Source organism: Pseudomonas sp. GM33, from assembly GCF_000282295.1.
In the GTDB taxonomy this organism is placed as follows: domain Bacteria; phylum Pseudomonadota; class Gammaproteobacteria; order Pseudomonadales; family Pseudomonadaceae; genus Aquipseudomonas; species Aquipseudomonas laurylsulfatiphila.
Map to the genome: position 1 here is coordinate 28,461 of NZ_AKJO01000122.1, position 16,398 is coordinate 44,858.

Consider the following 16,398-nt stretch of genomic DNA (forward strand, 5'->3'; position numbering starts at 1 on the left):
AACTCCGCCTCTTTAGCCGACGCACAGGGAACTCAAATGTCCGGTTCGATCCTTTATATCCACGGCTTCAACAGCTCGCCGTTGTCGAAGAAGGCCTGCCAGTTGGTCGAGGTGATGGAACGTCTGGGCCTGAGTGAACAGTTGCGCGTTCCGGCATTGCACCACCACCCGCGCCAGGCTATCGAGCAGCTGGAGCAGGCGATCGCCGAACTGGGGCGGCCACTGCTGGTCGGCAGCTCCCTCGGCGGCTACTATGCCACTCACCTGGCCGAGCGCCATGGCTTGAAAGCCCTGTTGATCAACCCTGCCGTCAGCCCGCACCGGATGTTCGACGGCTATCTGGGGACGCAGAAAAACCTGTATACCGAGGAGGCCTGGGAATTGACCCACGACCACGTGACGGCCCTGGCCGAGCTGGAAGTGCCGGCACCCCGGGATCCGCAGCGTTATCAGGTATGGTTGCAGACAGCTGACGAAACGTTGGACTATCGTCTCGCCCAGCAGTATTACCGGGCATGCGCCTTGCGTATCCAGGCCGGTGGCGACCACAGTTTCCAGGGTTTTGCCACGCGACTGCCGGCCATGTTGAGTTTTGCCGGCATCGGCGCCGATTTGTATCAGGCAATCGATTTCAGCGCATTGTGAGCGATAGCCCCATGAATTCTTTTTTCACCGAACACTGACGACGAGACCCCATGGCCACTCCCAGCGCTAGCTCTTATAACGCCGACGCCATCGAAGTCCTCTCGGGCCTCGACCCGGTGCGCAAACGCCCCGGCATGTACACCGACACCAGTCGGCCGAACCACCTTGCCCAGGAAGTCATCGACAACAGTGTCGACGAAGCCCTGGCCGGGCATGCCTCATCGGTACAGGTGATCCTGCATGCTGACCATTCCCTGGAAGTCAGCGATGACGGCCGTGGCATGCCGGTGGACATTCACCCCGAGGAAGGTGTTTCGGGCGTCGAGTTGATCCTCACCAAGCTTCATGCCGGTGGCAAGTTCTCCAACAAGAACTACCAGTTCTCCGGCGGTTTGCACGGGGTGGGTATTTCCGTGGTCAACGCCTTGTCCACCGAAGTGCGGGTGCGGGTCAAGCGTGACGGCAACGAGTACCAGATGACCTTCAAGGATGGCTACAAGGCTACCGAACTGGAGATCGTCGGCACTGTCGGCAAACGCAACACCGGCACCAGTGTGTTCTTCGCACCGGATCCGAAATACTTCGACTCCCCGAAATTCTCCATCAGCCGCCTCAAGCACGTGCTCAAGGCCAAGGCCGTGTTGTGCCCGGGGTTGCTGGTCAGCTTTGAAGACAAGGCCACCGGCGAAAAAGTCGAATGGCATTACGAAGACGGCCTGCGTTCCTACCTGGTAGACGCGGTCAGCGAATTCGAGCGCCTGCCGGACGAGCCGTTCTGCGGCAGCCTGGCCGGTAATAAGGAAGCGGTGGATTGGGCGCTGCTGTGGCTGCCCGAAGGTGGCGACGCGGTACAGGAAAGCTACGTCAACCTGATCCCGACCGCCCAGGGCGGTACCCACGTCAACGGCTTGCGCCAAGGTCTGCTCGACGCCATGCGCGAGTTCTGCGAATTCCGCAGCCTGTTGCCGCGCGGCGTGAAGCTGGCGCCGGAAGACGTCTGGGAACGCATTGCCTTCGTACTGTCGATGAAGATGCAGGAGCCGCAATTCTCCGGCCAGACCAAGGAGCGCCTGTCGTCCCGTGAAGCGGCGGCGTTCGTCTCCGGTGTGGTCAAGGATGCGTTCAGCCTGTGGCTCAACGCTCACCCGGAAACCGGCATGCTGCTGGCGGAACTGGCGATCAACAACGCCGGCCGTCGCCTCAAGGCCAGCAAGAAGGTCGAGCGCAAACGCATTACCCAGGGCCCTGCGCTGCCGGGCAAGCTGGCCGACTGTGCCGGGCAGGACCCGATGCGTTCCGAGCTGTTCCTGGTGGAAGGTGATTCCGCCGGCGGCTCGGCCAAGCAGGCGCGGGACAAAGAGTTCCAGGCGATCCTGCCGCTGCGCGGCAAGATCCTCAACACCTGGGAAGTCGACGGCAGCGAAGTGCTGGCCAGCCAGGAAGTGCACAATATCGCCGTGGCGATCGGTGTCGATCCGGGCGCTGCCGACATGAGCCAGCTGCGTTACGGCAAAATCTGCATCCTCGCCGACGCCGACTCCGACGGTCTGCACATCGCGACTTTGCTGTGCGCCTTGTTCGTCCAGCACTTCCGCCCGCTGGTAGATGCCGGTCACGTCTACGTGGCCATGCCGCCGCTGTACCGCATCGACCTGGGCAAGGAAATCTACTACGCCCTGGATGAAGCCGAACGCGACGGCATCCTCGATCGTCTGGTGGCCGAGAAGAAGCGCGGCAAGCCGCAGGTCACCCGATTCAAAGGGCTGGGTGAAATGAACCCGCCGCAGCTTCGCGAGACCACTATGGACCCGAACACTCGGCGTCTGGTGCAGTTGACCCTGGAAGATTTCGAGGCTACCTCGGAAATGATGGACATGCTGCTGGCGAAGAAACGCGCCGGTGATCGCAAGACCTGGCTGGAGTCCAAGGGCAACCTGGCCGAGGTACTGGGCTGATGCGTCTGGGCTTTGCCCTGACCTGTGCGTTGCTGCTGACGTCGATTTCGGTATCTGCCGAGCCGGCGCCACAGCTGCGTCTGTTGTCCGGGCATGTCGTCGACAGCATGCGCGGCGGCAACCTGTCCGGGCTGGCGCAGTGCGGCAAAGACCTGTGGGCAGTTTCCGACCGCGACGATGACCAGATCTATCGCCTCGATACCCGCGGACCTGCCTGGCAGGCCGAAGCGGTGCACATTGACGTGCCGCCGGTGCCCGACAGCGGCTTGCCCTGGGGGTTGAAGTCTAGTGTCTGGGGGGCTTCGTTCGTGCGTGGCGGCGATCTGGACTTCGAAGGCATCACTTGCGACCGCGCCGGCAATCGCTACATCGTCAGCGAAGGCCATGCCGCTGTCTTGCAAGTGCCGCCAACGGGGCCTGCTACCTGGTTGAAAATTTCGCCGATGATGGTTCGCGAGGCACGGGCCAGAGGTCTGTTACTGCAATTCAATGCGCTGTTCGAAGGGCTGGCGGTCAATCCGGCGGGCGATCAGATGTGGCTCGCCGCCGAGCGCCAAGGTCGCGGGCTGCTGATGGTCAAGCGCAAACAGACGTTGTGGGATTGCGACGGTGGCTGCGTGCTGCTGAGCGAGGCGGGCATGGAAATGCAACCCGAGCAGTTTCCCCACGCCAAAGCTGTCTCGCAGGATTTCTCTGACCTGTCGCTGTTCAACGGCAAGCTGTTCACCCTTGAACGCAACGCCTATCAGATTTGTCGCCGGGATCCGCAGACGGCCAGGGTCGAGCGCTGCTGGTCGTACGCCGCCGAGTTATTGCAGGAAAACCGGCGTTATCCACAGAACTACGGGCTGGAAGAAGCGTTGGTCGTGGATGCCGATGGCGCCTGGATTGGCGTTGACAACAATTTTGGCGCCCGTGTCGATGGCGAAGTGCGTCCGGTGGTCTGGCGTTTCGCTGCGCCGGAAGGTGGCTGGAGTGCCAAGCCATGAGCCGACAAACGCCGGGGCAGCGCATCGGCCGGGTGTTCATGGTGCTGGCCTGGTGCGCAGCGCTGTTTCTGGCCACGCGGTTTTTCGGCCAGTGGGAAGCACGGCAGCAAAACCCGAACGTGGTGGTCAGCTCGGAGCAGGGCGAAGGTTTCATCGAGGTGAAACTGGTTAGCAATGTGCAGGGGCATTTCGTTGCCAGCGGTCAGATCAACGGCCAGCCGGTGGACTTCATGCTCGATACCGGGGCGACCGATGTGTCGATTCCGGCGGACCTGGCCAAGCGTTTGAAGCTCGAAGAAGGATTCGGCGTGACCCTGAGTACGGCCAATGGCCTGAGCCAGGGCTACCGCACCCGTATTGAACGCCTGCAACTGGGCGACATCGTGCTGCGGGATGTGCGCGCGCTGGTGGCCCCGGGGCTGCACGGCGATCAGGTGTTGCTCGGCATGAGCGCACTGAACAAACTTGAATTTACCCAGCGCGGTGGCACCATGCTGCTGCGCCAGACAACGAACCGATGAGGCCCGCATGAGCGACTCCCTTGATCTCAGCCTGGACGGTGTAGAACGCCGGTCATTGGCTGACTTCACCGAAAATGCCTACCTCAACTACTCCATGTACGTGATCATGGACCGTGCCCTGCCGCATATCGGCGACGGTCTGAAACCGGTACAGCGGCGTATCGTCTACGCCATGAGCGAGCTGGGGCTGGACGCCGATTCCAAGCACAAGAAATCGGCGCGTACCGTCGGTGACGTGCTCGGTAAATTCCACCCCCACGGCGACTCGGCCTGCTACGAAGCCATGGTCCTGATGGCCCAGCCGTTCAGCTATCGCTACACGCTGGTCGACGGCCAGGGCAACTGGGGTGCGCCGGATGATCCCAAATCCTTCGCCGCCATGCGTTACACTGAAGCGCGGCTGTCGCGTTATTCCGAAGTGCTGCTCAGCGAGCTGGGCCAAGGCACGGCGGACTGGGGGCCGAACTTCGACGGCACGCTGGACGAGCCGCTGGTCCTGCCGGCCCGTTTGCCGAACATTCTGCTCAACGGCACCACCGGCATCGCCGTGGGCATGGCCACCGACGTGCCGCCGCACAACCTGCGCGAAGTCGCCACGGCGTGCGTGCGTTTGCTCGATGAGCCCAAGGCCACGGTCGAACAGCTCTGTGAACACATCCAGGGCCCGGACTACCCGACCGAAGCTGAAATCATCACCCCGCGCGCCGACCTGCTGAAAATCTACGAAACCGGTCGCGGTTCGGTGCGCATGCGTGCCGTGTATCACATCGAAGACGGCGACATCATCGTCACCGCGTTGCCACATCAGGTCTCGGGCGCCAAGGTGCTGGAACAGATCGCCGCGATGATGCAGGCCAAGCCGTCCAAGGCCCCGCAAATCGCCGACCTGCGCGACGAATCCGACCACGAAAACCCGTGCCGGATCGTGATCATTCCGGGGGCGCGCAAGAACTTCGACCACGATGCCTTGATGCAACACCTGTTCGCCAGCACCGAGCTGGAGTCGAGCTACCGGGTCAACATCAACATCATCGGCCTGGACGGCAAGCCGCAGCTGAAAAACCTGCGCGCGTTGCTGGTCGAATGGCTGGAGTTCCGGGTGCAGACCGTGCGTCGTCGCCTGCAATTCCGCCTCGACAAGGTCGAGCGTCGCCTGCACCTGTTGGACGGTTTGCTGATTGCCTACCTCAATCTGGATGAAGTGATCCACATCATCCGTACCGAGGAACAGCCACGGGCCAAACTGATCGAACGCTTCGCCCTGAGCGAGATCCAGGCCGACTACATCCTCGACACCCGTTTGCGTCAGTTGGCGCGACTGGAAGAGATGAAGCTGCGTGCCGAGCAGGATGAACTGCTCAAGGAACAAGCCAAGCTGCAAGCCCTGCTGAGCAGCGAAGCCAAGCTGAAAAAGCTGGTGCGCACCGAGCTGATCAAGGACGCCGAAACCTACGGCGACGACCGTCGTTCGCCGATTGTCGAGCGCGCCGAGGCCAAGGCCCTGACCGAGCACGATCTGCTGCCGAACGAGAAAGTGACGGTCGTACTGTCGGAAAAAGGCTGGATTCGCTCCGCCAAAGGCCACGAGATCGATGCCACCGGGCTTTCCTACAAGGCCGGAGACGGTTTCAAGGCGCTGGCCGCCGGGCGCTCCAACCAGTTTGCCGTGTTTATCGACTCCACCGGCCGCAGTTACTCGGTGGCCGCCCACACCTTGCCGTCGGCCCGTGGCCAGGGCGAACCGCTGACCGGTCGCCTGACGCCGCCGCCAGGTGCGAGTTTCGAATGCGTGCTGATGCCCGAAGATGACGCGTTGTACGTGATTGCCTCCGACGCCGGCTACGGTTTCGTGGTCAAGGGCGAGGACCTGCAAGCCAAGAACAAGGCGGGCAAGGCCCTGTTGAGCCTGCCGAACAACGCCAAGGTCATGCTGCCGCGCCCTGTGGCCGATCGTGAGCAGAACTGGCTGGCGTCGGTGACGACCGAAGGTCGCCTGTTGATCTTCAAGATCAGCGACCTGCCACAATTAGGGAAAGGCAAAGGCAACAAGATCATCGGGATTCCCGGTGAGCGAGTGGCCAGTCGCGAAGAGTATGTGACGGACATCGCCGTATTGCCGGACGGTGCAACATTGGTGTTGCAGGCCGGGAAACGTACCTTGTCACTGAAAACGGACGACCTCGAACACTACAAAGGTGAACGTGGCCGTCGTGGCAACAAGTTGCCGCGTGGCTTCCAGCGGGTAGATGCGCTGCTCGTCGAAAACCTGAATTAGGCGACTTAGAAGCGCCGAACTACGATTTAACCCGTAGTTCGGCGCTTTGCGCTGGAGTCGGAACGCATATTCACGGATGATATGGCCTTTCAAGCGCCGGCACTGCCGCGCGTTCTTCATATTTATTGAGTATTTTCACTGTGATCAGCCTTTTATTGATCACCTGGATGGGACGATGACTGCTCTGCGCCTTCCTTTTATTCTTATGCTCGCCGGCATTCTTGGCCTGGCGGGTTGCAGCGTTCACCAACCGGTGTCGCTGTATCAGCTGGACGCTGGAAACCCGGTTCAGCCTGCACAGAACGCGGGCATGGCGGTATTGTTGGGCCCGGTCACCGTGGCCGACTACCTGCAGCGCGAAACCCTGTTGCAGCGTCAGCCGGATGGCAGCTTGCAAGCAGCGACCGACGGTCGTTGGGCTGGCAGCCTTTCGTCGGATATCGATCAGTTGCTGCTGCGTCAGGTCGCAGGTCACCTGGACAGCCAGCGCGTAGTGTTGGCCCCGGCAACATTGGGGTTCACCCCGGACGTTCAGGTGCTGCTGACCATCACTCGCCTGGATTCGGGTGCAAAGCAACCGGCGATCCTCGATGCGCAATGGCGCCTGATCGACCGTCGCGGACAGGTCCGTGATAATCGCATCATCCATTTGCAGGAACAGCATGCCGGTAGTACGGCGGCTCAGGTTCAGGCGCAGGGCGTGTTGCTGCAACGCCTGGCAGAGCAATTGTCGGTGGCGCTCAAGCCGCTGGCCAATCAGCCGCCGATCGCCGAAGCCCCGCGTAAAGCGCCAGCCAAGGCGGCTGCACCTGCGGTAGAACAGGAGAAGCAGCCGAAGATCCCGATGGCTGCGCCTATTCGTACGGATATGGAAGTGTTTCGCTTCTAAGTCTGGACTGAAGCTGTTCCCCCAATAAAGCCCGCCTTGTGCGGGCTTTATTGTTTCTGCCGGCTGGGGATATCTGGCGTCAGTTCCGGCCTCTTCGCGGGCAAGCCCGCTCCCACAGTGTCCGTGTCGTACACAAATTATGTGAACACCCCTGAACCTGTGGGAGCGGGCTTGCTCGCGAAGGCGTAGGTACAGACAACAAAAAAGCCCGCAGACGATCACTCATCTGCGGGCTTCATTGTGGCCGGGCCTAAGGTTTAAGCCCGGCGCTCGTGCATCCGCGCCAATTGCCGCTCCAGCATCGATGGATACGGCTCCATCAACCGCTCCACGCAGCATGCACCTTCAGGGCTGGCAATCGGGCGGATCCGTGCGCGCTGGCGGATCAAGGCGTCGTCGCTGATCCTGCGCTCCACCAGCAGCAGGTTGCGGCTGTGCTGCGACAGGGCCAGGGCGTCCTGGGCGGAGTCGGTCAGCAACAGGTCGATCTGGCTCAGGCCGAACAGTTCGTCGCCCAGGGTCAGGCCCAGCTGCAATTGCAGGGTGATGCCGCTGTCCGCGACTTCGATCTGCAGCTGGTGGCCCAAGGCCCGTAGCAACTCGCCACAGCAAATGGCGTTGGTCAGGTAATCGTCGCCACTGTCTTCGGTGTGGAACAACATCAGCGTGCTGCCATCGTTCAAGGTCTCCACTTCGCCTTGATACAGCGATGCGGCCTGGTCGAGGCAATCGCGATAGCGCTCCAGCAGTTCTTCAAGGCGCGCCCGCGGCAAGCGTCGCAGTTGCTCCTGGGAGCCCAGCTGCACCGCCAGTACCGCGCTGTGTTGCGGCACGCTCGGCGTGGCCTTGCGAATCACCGGTTGCGGGGTGCTGTCCAGCGACTCGTCGCGCAGGTCGGCGAACGGGTCCTCGTCATCGTCGTCTTCGACGGTGCTGACGATCTGCCGTGGCGCTGGCTTGAGCGCCGCGACCGGGCGGCTCTCGTCGAAACTCGGATCGCGCAGGTTGCGGACTTCGAAGGCCGGGTCGGCCTCGTCATCGGCGTCGTCGAATTCCGGCTTCGGTTCCGGCACAGGGGCGGGCTCCGGGGCGAAGTTGGCGTGCAGCTGACGCGCCAGGTCGCCGATTTCGTCCTGGCGGTCGGTGGCCGGGGTGTATTCATCGATATTGCGCAGCCACACCCGCAATTGCAGCAGGGGCGTCGAGAGATAACGCCCCATGCGCAGGCTCAGGGCCAGGGACAGGGCCAACAGGATGGCGCTGAGGATGCCCATGCTTTGCAGGCTGATGGTCATCGGCTGCTGGAACTGATCCATGTCCAGGCTGATGCGCAACTGCCCGGCGGTCACGTCCTGGAAGGTGATCTTGCTCTGGTACATGCCTTCGGCCTCGCCCAGCAGGCCATGCTTGGGGCGCTGGCCGGATTCGGCAAGGATGCGGTTGTCCGGGCTGTAGATGGCGGCGTGGGCCACCAGCTTGTTCTTGGTCAGGTTATTGAGCAGCACATTGAGGCTGAGGATGTCGTTGGACACCAACAGCTCCGTGGCCGAAGTGGCCGTCTGCGTCGTCAGGCTTTCGCCCAGCGCATCCGCCTGCTCGTGCATGGCCTGCTTGAACTGCAGGCCCATCACACCGGCATAGATGACCAGGGCCAGGGCGACCAGGATCACGTTATGGCTGGCGATGCGCAATGCAATCGGTACACGGCGGTGGCGCAGTGCCCGGAAGATCAGCAGGAAGAAGTTATCGGTTTTTACTGGCGTGGGCCGGTTCACTTGAGCTCGGCTCTTTTGTCCGTGAAGTTGACGCGCAGTATAGCGACAGGCCCTAGACCGTCAAAGCGCTCACGGTGCCCGATGGTCACTGAAAGTGGGTAGAATGCGGTTTTTTTCCACCTGCGGGGGTGCGCCTTGCGCGAAATCGTCCTGATAAACATCACGGGAGTCGACCGTCCGGGTCTGACTGCGGCCATTACCGGCGTTCTGGCCCAGGGTGGTGTGAACATTCTCGACATCGGTCAGGCGGTGATCCACGACACCTTGTCGTTCGGCATCCTGGTTGAAATTCCCGACACCGAGCAAGGCAAGTCCGTGCTCAAGGACATCCTGTTCAAGGGCTACGAGCTCGATCAACAGGTGCGTTTCACGCCGGTGTCCGAACAGGATTACCAGCAGTGGGTCGGCAACCAGGGCAAAAAGCGCCACATCGTGACCCTGTTGACCCGCAAGGTGACAGCCGGGCAGTTGCAGGCCGTGAGTTCGATCACTGCCAAATATGGCCTGAACATCGACCACATCGATCGTCTGTCCGGGCGCATGCCGCTGGACACCCCGGCCGACAAGGGCAAGGGCTGCATCGAGTTTTCCGTGCGTGGCGAGGCGGCTGATCCGCAGGCGCTGCGGGCCGAATTCCTCAGCGTCGCCCAGGAACTGAACGTCGACATCGCCTTCCAGGAAGACTCGCTGTTCCGTCGCAATCGTCGCCTGGCGGTGTTCGACATGGACTCGACCCTGATCGAAGCCGAAGTGATCGATGAACTGGCCAAGGCGGCTGGCGTGGGTGACAAGGTTTCGGAAATCACCGAGCGGGCAATGGCCGGCGAACTGGACTTCCGCGCCAGCTTCAAGGAGCGCCTGGCCCTGCTCAAAGGTCTGGACGTTGGCGTGCTGGACTCCATCGGTGCTTCGTTGCGCCTGACCGAAGGGGCGGAAACCCTGTTCGCCGAACTCAAGCGCCTGGGTTACAAGACTGCGATCCTGTCGGGCGGCTTCACCTACTTCGCCAAGCAACTGCAGGCCAAGTTGGGAATCGACTATGTGTTCGCCAACGAACTGGAAGTGGTCGACGGCAAGGTCACCGGCGTGGCGGTCGAGCCGATTGTCGATGCGCAGCGCAAGGCGGATTTGCTGAAGGAACTGGCACACAAGGAAGGCTTGCGCCTGGAGCAGACCATTGCGGTCGGCGACGGTGCCAATGACTTGCCGATGCTGGCGATTGCCGGGTTGGGCGTGGCGTTCCGCGCCAAGCCGCTGGTCAAACAGTCGGCTAAGCAGGCGATTTCGACGCTGGGCCTGGATGGCGTGCTGTACCTGCTGGGCTTCCGCGATCGCGACGGCCAGCTGTAACACGCAAACCCACTGTAGGAGCGAGCCTGCTCGCGATGAACCTGAGAGCGACGCGGGCATTCAGAATGCCCGCGTCATCGTTAACGTCCATCGCGAGCAGGCTCGCTCCTACAGTGAATGGCGGTGTCTATCAGGCTTTTGGTGAGCCCATGCCCTGGCCCATCTGCACCGCTGTGCCCGCAGTCATCTCCTCAGCCCACTTCACCTGATCCGGCCCGAACAGCACGACGGCGGTCGAACCCAGCTTGAAGCGGCCCAGTTCCGCACCTTTTTCCAGATGGATCGGCGCGCGAGCGGCTTCGTTGTAGCGGAAGGTTTTCAGCTCGCGTTTCGGCGGCGTGACCAGGCCGGCCCAGACGGTTTCAATCGAGGCCACGATCATCGCGCCCACCAGCACCACGGCCATCGGGCCGCGCTCGGTGTCGAAAATGCACGCCACGCGCTCGTTGCGGGCGAACAGTTCCGGAACGTTTTCAGCGGTGGTCTGGTTGACCGAGAACAGACGACCCGGGATGTAGACCATCTCGCGCAGGGTGCCGGCCAGCGGCATGTGCACGCGGTGGTAGTCCTTCGGCGACAGGTAGATGGTCGCGAAGTCACCGCCCATGAACGGCGCAGCATTCGCCGCATCGCCACCCAACAGTTCCAGCACGCTGAAGCTGTGGCCCTTGGCCTGGAAAATACGACCGTGTTCGATCGGGCCGAGCTGGCTGATCGCGCCGTCGGCCGGGCTGAGGACCGCACCCGGCGTTTCGTCCAGCGGACGGGCACCGTCTTTCAGTGCGCGGGTGAAGAACGCGTTGAAGTGCTCGTAGGCAGTCAGGTCTTCGACCAGCGCCTGGGACATGTCCACCTGATAGCGCTTGGCGAACCAGGCGGTAAAGGCATTCTTGAACCAGCGCACGCGGCATTCGGCGATGCAGCCGGCCAGTCGCGAGAGCAAGTTGTGGGGCAGCAGGTACTGGCCGAGGAGAAACAGACGCTTGTTCATTAACAGTCCTTAAAAATCTTGAATTTCTACCGGGGTATCGGGATGGTTGCCCCATTCGCCCCAGGAGCCGGCGTAGCCCTTGACCCGCGGATAACCGAGAGCCTTGGCCACCAGATAGGTGAAGCCAGAGCGGTGGTGGGTCTGGCAGTGGGTAATCACTTCTTTGTCTTTGCTGATCCCGAGTTGTTCGAGGATCTGCGGCATGTCGGTGCGGATGCGCAGCTGGCGCGACTGATCCATGCCGGCGGTCCATTCGAAATTGACCGCACCGGGAATGTGCCCGCCCTTGGCTGCCAGGACTTTCTCGCCGGAATACTCCAGTGGCCCGCGTGCGTCCCAGATCGCCAGGTCGGCGGCGCCGAGGCGGCTTTGCAGGTACTCGCGGGTGGCGGTGGGTTCGTCGTGCAAGGTCAGAGAAACTGGGGCGCCCACGGCTGGCGGGATCTGGATCGACATGGGCAAGCCTTCCGCCAGCCAGGCCGTCAGACCACCGTCGACATAGTGGTACTTGCTGTGGCCGATGACGTCCAGCAGCCAGATAAAGCGCCCGGCCCAACCGCCGCCTTCATCGTCATACACGACATAGACCGCATCGGGATTGTGTCCCAGCTCGCCAAACAGTGTTTCGAGTGCTGCCTGCGGGGGCATCAGGCCCGGGGCGGGTGCCTGCCCCAGCTGCGTGCGTTTCGGATCGACAAAGCGCGCGCCGGGAATGTGCCCCTCGGCGTAGCGGGCGGGACTGGTCAAGTCCACCAGAATCAGTTCGCGGGCGTCGAGGCGAGGGAGCAAGTCGCTCGGCTCGATCACCAGCGGCAAGCCAGAGAAGTCAGACATGTGAGGTCTCCAGAGCACAAAAGGGAGGATTGTAGCGCAGCCTTATTGGCCACGGTGGCTAAAGCTGTGCAGGGCTTTCTCGATGCACTGCGCGGTTTTGCCGAAGGCCTGTACGGAAATTTCCGAAAACGGCCCGCCGCCCTGATCCGCCACGACGATCATGATCACCCGGCCATTGTTGGCCAGCGAGCGCAGCAGCAGGTGTTCGCCGCTGAACTGTGAGCGCAGGCTGTTGGGCAGCAGGGCCGAGAATTGCGCGTTGTTGGCCGGCGTCAGGCGGACCTGGGCCTGTTGCGCGAGCAGGCGTTGCAATACGTTGCTCTGGCTCACCACGTAGTTCAGCCCGGCTGCTTCTTTCGCCAGGCCGGCCGTCTGGTGCACACGCAGGTTGGCGTGGGTACGGTCGGCCATCAGGATCATCACCCGACGCATGCCGCAGGCCACCAGAGCATCACGGGCGGCAATGGTCAGGTGCATGGCGTTGGTGAACCGACTCGGCTCGGCCAGCAATTCGGCGCATTGCTTGCGCCATTTCGCCAGATCTTCGGCGGTGGGTGCCGCGGCCGGTAGCAAACCTGAGTGGACACGATTCATGCCCCACGGCCAGATCAGCGATTCGGCGGGGTGCCAGAGGTCGGGCATGGCATGATGGCGCGCGCTGTTGGCGGCTTGCTGGTGCAGTTGTTGTTGCACCTCATCCATCGGCATTTGCAGGTAGAGGCTGGTCAGGTACTGCCAGCGTTCACTGTGCGGGCTGTCCCAGGCGTGTTGTGCCGACAGCGCCAGCCCGTTGGCCAGCAGCACGGTATTGGCCGGTTGATTGAGCCAGCGGCGCAGGGTCGGATCGTCATCGAGACGGTTCTGCTGGCGCAACGGGTGCTCGCTGTCACGGGCGATGCGCAGGACTTTCACCAGCTCCCGCTGCTCGGTGAGCAACAGGCGATAGCCCTGTTGCACCCAGATCGGCAAGCGCCAGACCTCCACCAGCGCCTGGCCGATGTCCAGCAGGCGTACGCCAAACAATTGCTTTTCGACTTTACGTGCCGACTTACCTTTATGGATGACCCGCAGTTCCCAGTCTTCGAGCAGTTCTGGATGGGTCAGCGCCAAAGGCCACAGGGGCGAAAGAAACAGCAGGCTGCCCCAGTGGATGTCCTGCCACAGGCGAGCCAGGCGACTGGCAAAAAAACCGTTGGCCTGTTGCGTGGCGTGCTGGCTGATCATCTGCAGCTGACGCAAGGCTTTGGGGATCTCGGACTGGGGTTTGGCGGGCAGCCGCGCGAGCAGTTCTTCGGTGCGTTTGAGGCCGAGGCGATTGATCGCAACCTCAAGGTTTTCCGCAGGCTCGGTCATGCCGCCGTGGGTGTGCCGGTTGGCTTCGCGAATCACGCTCAAGGCCAGGGCGGGGCTGCCTTGCATGAGGTCGGCGATATCGCGCAGCGAGCTGCGATTGTCGCGGATGGCCTTGCAGACCCGGTCGTGGCTGGCTTGCGGAACCGGCAGGCGTACGCCATCGAGCAGCTTGACCCAGCCTTCGAGCGTCGTCGGTTTTGGTGTTGGAACGTTCGTTTCGTTAACCATGGTGGGAGGCGATCATCGTCAACAATACCTGTGCCCGGAGGGGGTCAAATTAGCTTTTCGCCTGAACTGGCTATAGTCTGGCGCAGTTTTGCCGATAAGTAGAAGAAGAGATTTTTTAACTTCCGAATATGACCTTGAACCCGACTCAGTAAGTGCTCTCCTAACCTATGGCTAAAATTATCGGCATCATCGTCGTATTCGCGAGCGTGCTTGGCGGATACGTGCTTTCCCACGGCAAGATTGCCGCCCTGATCCAGCCTTTCGAGGTGATGATCATCGGCGGTGCGGCGCTCGGCGCATTCCTTCAGGCCAACCCTGGTCATATGACGATGCACGTTCTCAAGAAAGCCTTGGGAATGTTCAGTTCGCGTTTCAACCACGCGTTTTATCTGGAAGTGCTGGGGCTGATCTACGAGATCCTCAACAAGAGTCGCCGCGAAGGCATGATGGCGATTGAAGGTGATATCGAAGACGCCGCCGCGAGTCCGATCTTCGCCAAGTATCCAACGGTACTCAAGGACGAGCGCATGACCGCGTTCGTCTGTGATTACCTGCGCATCATGTCCTCCGGCAACATGGCTCCCCACGAACTTGAAAATCTGTTCGACATGGAACTGGCCAGCCTCAAGGAAGACCTGGACCACCCGTCCCACGCAGTGAACGGCGTTGCTGACGCCATGCCGGGCTTCGGTATCGTCGCGGCGGTACTGGGTATCGTGGTCACCATGGCTTCGCTGGGTGATGGCGACCAGAAGTCCATCGGCCTGCACGTCGGTGCGGCACTGGTCGGTACCTTCTTCGGTATTCTCGCCGCCTACGGTTTCTTCGGTCCCCTGGCGCATGCCCTGGGTCACGATGCCAAGGAAGAATTGAACGTCTACGAAGCCATCAAAGCCTCGCTGGTCGCCTCGGCCTCCGGCATGCCGCCATCGCTGGCTGTGGAGTTCGGTCGCAAGGTTCTGTACCCGGCTCACCGTCCAAGCTTCGCCGAGCTGGAACAAGCGGTTCGCGGTCGTTAAGTTATGGAAAATAACCAGCCGATAATCATCAAGCGCGTCAAAAAGTACGGGGGCGGGCATCACGGGGGCTCCTGGAAGATCGCCTTCGCGGACTTCGCCACGGCGATGATGGCGTTCTTCCTGGTGTTGTGGCTGCTGTCCACCGCCACGCCGGAACAGAAGATCGCCATCGCCGGTTACTTCAAGGACCCGATCGGCTTTTCCGAAAGCGGTACGCCGTACATCATCGATCTGGGCGGCACGCCGACCATGGCGCCGGAAAACACCCTCAACCCCGAGGTCAAGTCCCAGCCGCAGCCGGACAAGATCACCATCGATACCGACCAGGTCGAAGGCATGGCCGAGCAGGTCGAAAAGGAGCGCCTCGAGCTGCTGCTGCAGGAACTGCAGAACAAGGTCGAAGAAAACCCGCAGATGCAGAAGTTCAAGGATCAGATCCTGTTCGAGATCACTCAGGACGGCCTGCGCATCCAGATCATGGACGCGGAAAATCGCCCGATGTTCGACTCGGGCTCAGCACGCTTGAAACCGTATTTCGAAGACATCCTGCTGGCCATGGCCGACACCATCAAGGCGGTGCCGAACAAGATCAGCATCAGCGGCCACACCGATGCCAAGCCATACACCGGCACTGGTGATTTCGGTAACTGGGAGCTCTCGGCCAACCGTGCCAACGCCGCACGGCGTGCGCTGGTGGCGGGCAGCTATCCGGATGCACAGGTGGCGCGCGTGGTCGGTTATGCCTCGTCGGCGTTGTTCGATCGCGAGCATCCGTTCAACCCGGTCAACCGCCGTATCGACATCGTGGTGCTGACCAAGAAAGCCCAGCGGGCCATCGAAGGTTCGCAAGGCGCGGAGCCAGCTCCCGATGCGCCGCAAGGTTCGACTGCTCCGGACGGCGCGCCGGCCACACCGGTCGATCCAAATGCGTTGCCGGCGGACAAGGAGCCGTTGCCGGCTCACGAACTGCGCGAACGGTTGAACCTGTTCGATGATCCGGCGCCGAAACCGGGTGAACCAGCCAAACCGGCTGAAGCGCCCAAGCAGTGATGTCCAGTCCTGAAACAGGTTCACGCCTGCTTCAGGACAAGCCCCCGGTACCCACGTATCTACCGCCGCCCAAAACAAAAAAACGTACAGGGCCACTGCGTCGATCGCGATCGCGCCGACAAATCCGCATCTAAAAAAGGAAGCGTCCTACATACAAGCTATTTCACAAGCGACTTAATTGCCGCCTTTGGGTTTCGCCAGGAGCATGGACGTGCAGGTCCTGGGGCGACCTCGGGTTGCTTATGCCGCAGGAAGCTTGTTAATGGAACTGACAAAAATATCCTCGCCACAGAACCGGCGTCTGATCAGGTTCACCTCCCCGATTGCGAACCCGCAGGAGCTGCTGCTCGAGCATTTTTCCGGCGTCGAGGGCTTGTCGACACTATTCAGTTTCGAGTTGTCGCTGATCAGTCAGGATGCGCGACTGGAACTCAAGACCTTGATCGGCCAACCGGCGTCACTCGAGATTGAATTGGCAACCGGCGAGGCGCGTTACATTCACGGCTACATCAGTCGATTCAGCC

14 protein-coding genes are annotated in these 16,398 nt (G+C 61.5%); 10 read left to right on the forward strand and 4 right to left on the reverse strand.

The genetic code is table 11. The features are described from left to right. The first annotated feature begins 36 nt into the window (after window positions 1–36). From PMI26_RS07585 to PMI26_RS07560, 6 genes are all read left to right on the forward strand, one after another. Window positions 37–645, forward strand: coding sequence for a YqiA/YcfP family alpha/beta fold hydrolase (locus PMI26_RS07585; protein ID WP_007977463.1), 609 nt, complete (start codon window positions 37–39; stop codon window positions 643–645). A gap of 50 nt (window positions 646–695) precedes the next feature. Beyond that, window positions 696–2,600, forward strand: a complete 1,905-nt coding sequence (gene parE / locus PMI26_RS07580) for a DNA topoisomerase IV subunit B (RefSeq protein WP_007977465.1) — start codon at window positions 696–698, stop codon at window positions 2,598–2,600. Then, window positions 2,600–3,589, forward strand: coding sequence for an esterase-like activity of phytase family protein (locus PMI26_RS07575; RefSeq protein ID WP_007977467.1), 990 nt, complete (start codon window positions 2,600–2,602; stop codon window positions 3,587–3,589). Before parE ends, PMI26_RS07575 begins: the two co-directional genes overlap by 1 nt. Next, a complete protein-coding gene (locus PMI26_RS07570; RefSeq protein ID WP_007977469.1) occupies window positions 3,586–4,110 on the forward strand; it encodes a retropepsin-like aspartic protease family protein in 525 nt (174 codons plus the stop codon). Before PMI26_RS07575 ends, PMI26_RS07570 begins: the two co-directional genes overlap by 4 nt. Before the next feature lie 7 nt (window positions 4,111–4,117). Next, window positions 4,118–6,385 carry a DNA topoisomerase IV subunit A gene (gene parC, locus PMI26_RS07565; RefSeq protein WP_007977471.1) on the forward strand — a complete coding sequence of 756 codons (2,268 nt, stop codon included), beginning with the start codon at window positions 4,118–4,120 and terminating at the stop codon, window positions 6,383–6,385. A 175-nt stretch (window positions 6,386–6,560) separates the two neighbouring features. Next, window positions 6,561–7,274, forward strand: coding sequence for a PqiC family protein (locus PMI26_RS07560; protein WP_007977473.1), 714 nt, complete (start codon window positions 6,561–6,563; stop codon window positions 7,272–7,274). Between the two features lie 257 nt (window positions 7,275–7,531). Here the strand turns inward: PMI26_RS07560 and PMI26_RS07555 are convergent, their stop codons facing one another. Beyond that, entirely contained in the window at window positions 7,532–9,049 is a 1,518-nt protein-coding gene (locus PMI26_RS07555; RefSeq protein WP_007977475.1) for an AhpA/YtjB family protein, read from the reverse strand. Window positions 9,050–9,184: 135 nt separating this feature from the next. On the opposite strand from PMI26_RS07555, the gene serB reads away from it, so the two are divergent. Then, window positions 9,185–10,399 (forward strand): phosphoserine phosphatase SerB, encoded by a 1,215-nt coding sequence (gene serB, locus PMI26_RS07550; RefSeq protein WP_007977477.1) that lies wholly within the window; start codon window positions 9,185–9,187, stop codon window positions 10,397–10,399. A gap of 130 nt (window positions 10,400–10,529) precedes the next feature. On the opposite strand, the gene asd is transcribed toward serB, so the two are convergent. From asd to PMI26_RS07535, 3 genes are read right to left on the reverse strand one after another with little or no spacing between them, the layout of a single operon-like run. Then, window positions 10,530–11,390 carry an archaetidylserine decarboxylase gene (gene asd / locus PMI26_RS07545; RefSeq protein ID WP_007977483.1) on the reverse strand — a complete coding sequence of 287 codons (861 nt, stop codon included), beginning with the start codon at window positions 11,388–11,390 and terminating at the stop codon, window positions 10,530–10,532. 9 nt (window positions 11,391–11,399) lie between these two features. Then, a complete protein-coding gene (locus PMI26_RS07540; RefSeq protein ID WP_007977485.1) occupies window positions 11,400–12,224 on the reverse strand; it encodes a rhodanese-like domain-containing protein in 825 nt (274 codons plus the stop codon). Between the two features lie 42 nt (window positions 12,225–12,266). Beyond that, window positions 12,267–13,805: an HDOD domain-containing protein gene (locus PMI26_RS07535; protein WP_007977487.1), complete on the reverse strand. Its 1,539-nt coding sequence runs from the start codon at window positions 13,803–13,805 to the stop codon at window positions 12,267–12,269. Between the two features lie 167 nt (window positions 13,806–13,972). On the opposite strand from PMI26_RS07535, the gene motA reads away from it, so the two are divergent. The 3 genes from motA to PMI26_RS07520 all read left to right on the forward strand — a co-directional run. Beyond that, on the forward strand, window positions 13,973–14,824 hold the full coding sequence (gene motA, locus PMI26_RS07530; protein WP_007977489.1) for a flagellar motor stator protein MotA: 852 nt from the start codon (window positions 13,973–13,975) through the stop codon (window positions 14,822–14,824). A gap of 3 nt (window positions 14,825–14,827) precedes the next feature. Further along, the gene (gene motB / locus PMI26_RS07525) at window positions 14,828–15,874 is read left to right on the forward strand and encodes a flagellar motor protein MotB (protein WP_007977490.1); all 1,047 of its coding nucleotides are present in this window, start codon (window positions 14,828–14,830) and stop codon (window positions 15,872–15,874) included. Window positions 15,875–16,136: 262 nt separating this feature from the next. Then, window positions 16,137–16,398: contractile injection system protein, VgrG/Pvc8 family (locus PMI26_RS07520; RefSeq protein WP_007977491.1), on the forward strand; the 262-nt coding region annotated here is incomplete at its 3' end.

Excerpts from the sequence above, each read along its gene's own strand:
- PMI26_RS07535 (WP_007977487.1), bottom strand. The coding sequence starts at position 13,805 with ATGGTTAACGAAACGAACGTTCCAACACCAAAACCGACGACGCTCGAA.
- parC (WP_007977471.1), top strand. The coding sequence starts at position 4,118 with ATGAGCGACTCCCTTGATCTCAGCCTGGACGGTGTAGAACGCCGGTCA.
- PMI26_RS07540 (WP_007977485.1), bottom strand. The coding sequence starts at position 12,224 with ATGTCTGACTTCTCTGGCTTGCCGCTGGTGATCGAGCCGAGCGACTTG.
- asd (WP_007977483.1), bottom strand. The coding sequence starts at position 11,390 with ATGAACAAGCGTCTGTTTCTCCTCGGCCAGTACCTGCTGCCCCACAAC.
- motB (WP_007977490.1), top strand. The coding sequence starts at position 14,828 with ATGGAAAATAACCAGCCGATAATCATCAAGCGCGTCAAAAAGTACGGG.
- PMI26_RS07560 (WP_007977473.1), top strand. The coding sequence starts at position 6,561 with ATGACTGCTCTGCGCCTTCCTTTTATTCTTATGCTCGCCGGCATTCTT.
- parE (WP_007977465.1), top strand. The coding sequence starts at position 696 with ATGGCCACTCCCAGCGCTAGCTCTTATAACGCCGACGCCATCGAAGTC.
- PMI26_RS07570 (WP_007977469.1), top strand. The coding sequence starts at position 3,586 with ATGAGCCGACAAACGCCGGGGCAGCGCATCGGCCGGGTGTTCATGGTG.
- motA (WP_007977489.1), top strand. The coding sequence starts at position 13,973 with ATGGCTAAAATTATCGGCATCATCGTCGTATTCGCGAGCGTGCTTGGC.
- PMI26_RS07585 (WP_007977463.1), top strand. The coding sequence starts at position 37 with ATGTCCGGTTCGATCCTTTATATCCACGGCTTCAACAGCTCGCCGTTG.
- PMI26_RS07575 (WP_007977467.1), top strand. The coding sequence starts at position 2,600 with ATGCGTCTGGGCTTTGCCCTGACCTGTGCGTTGCTGCTGACGTCGATT.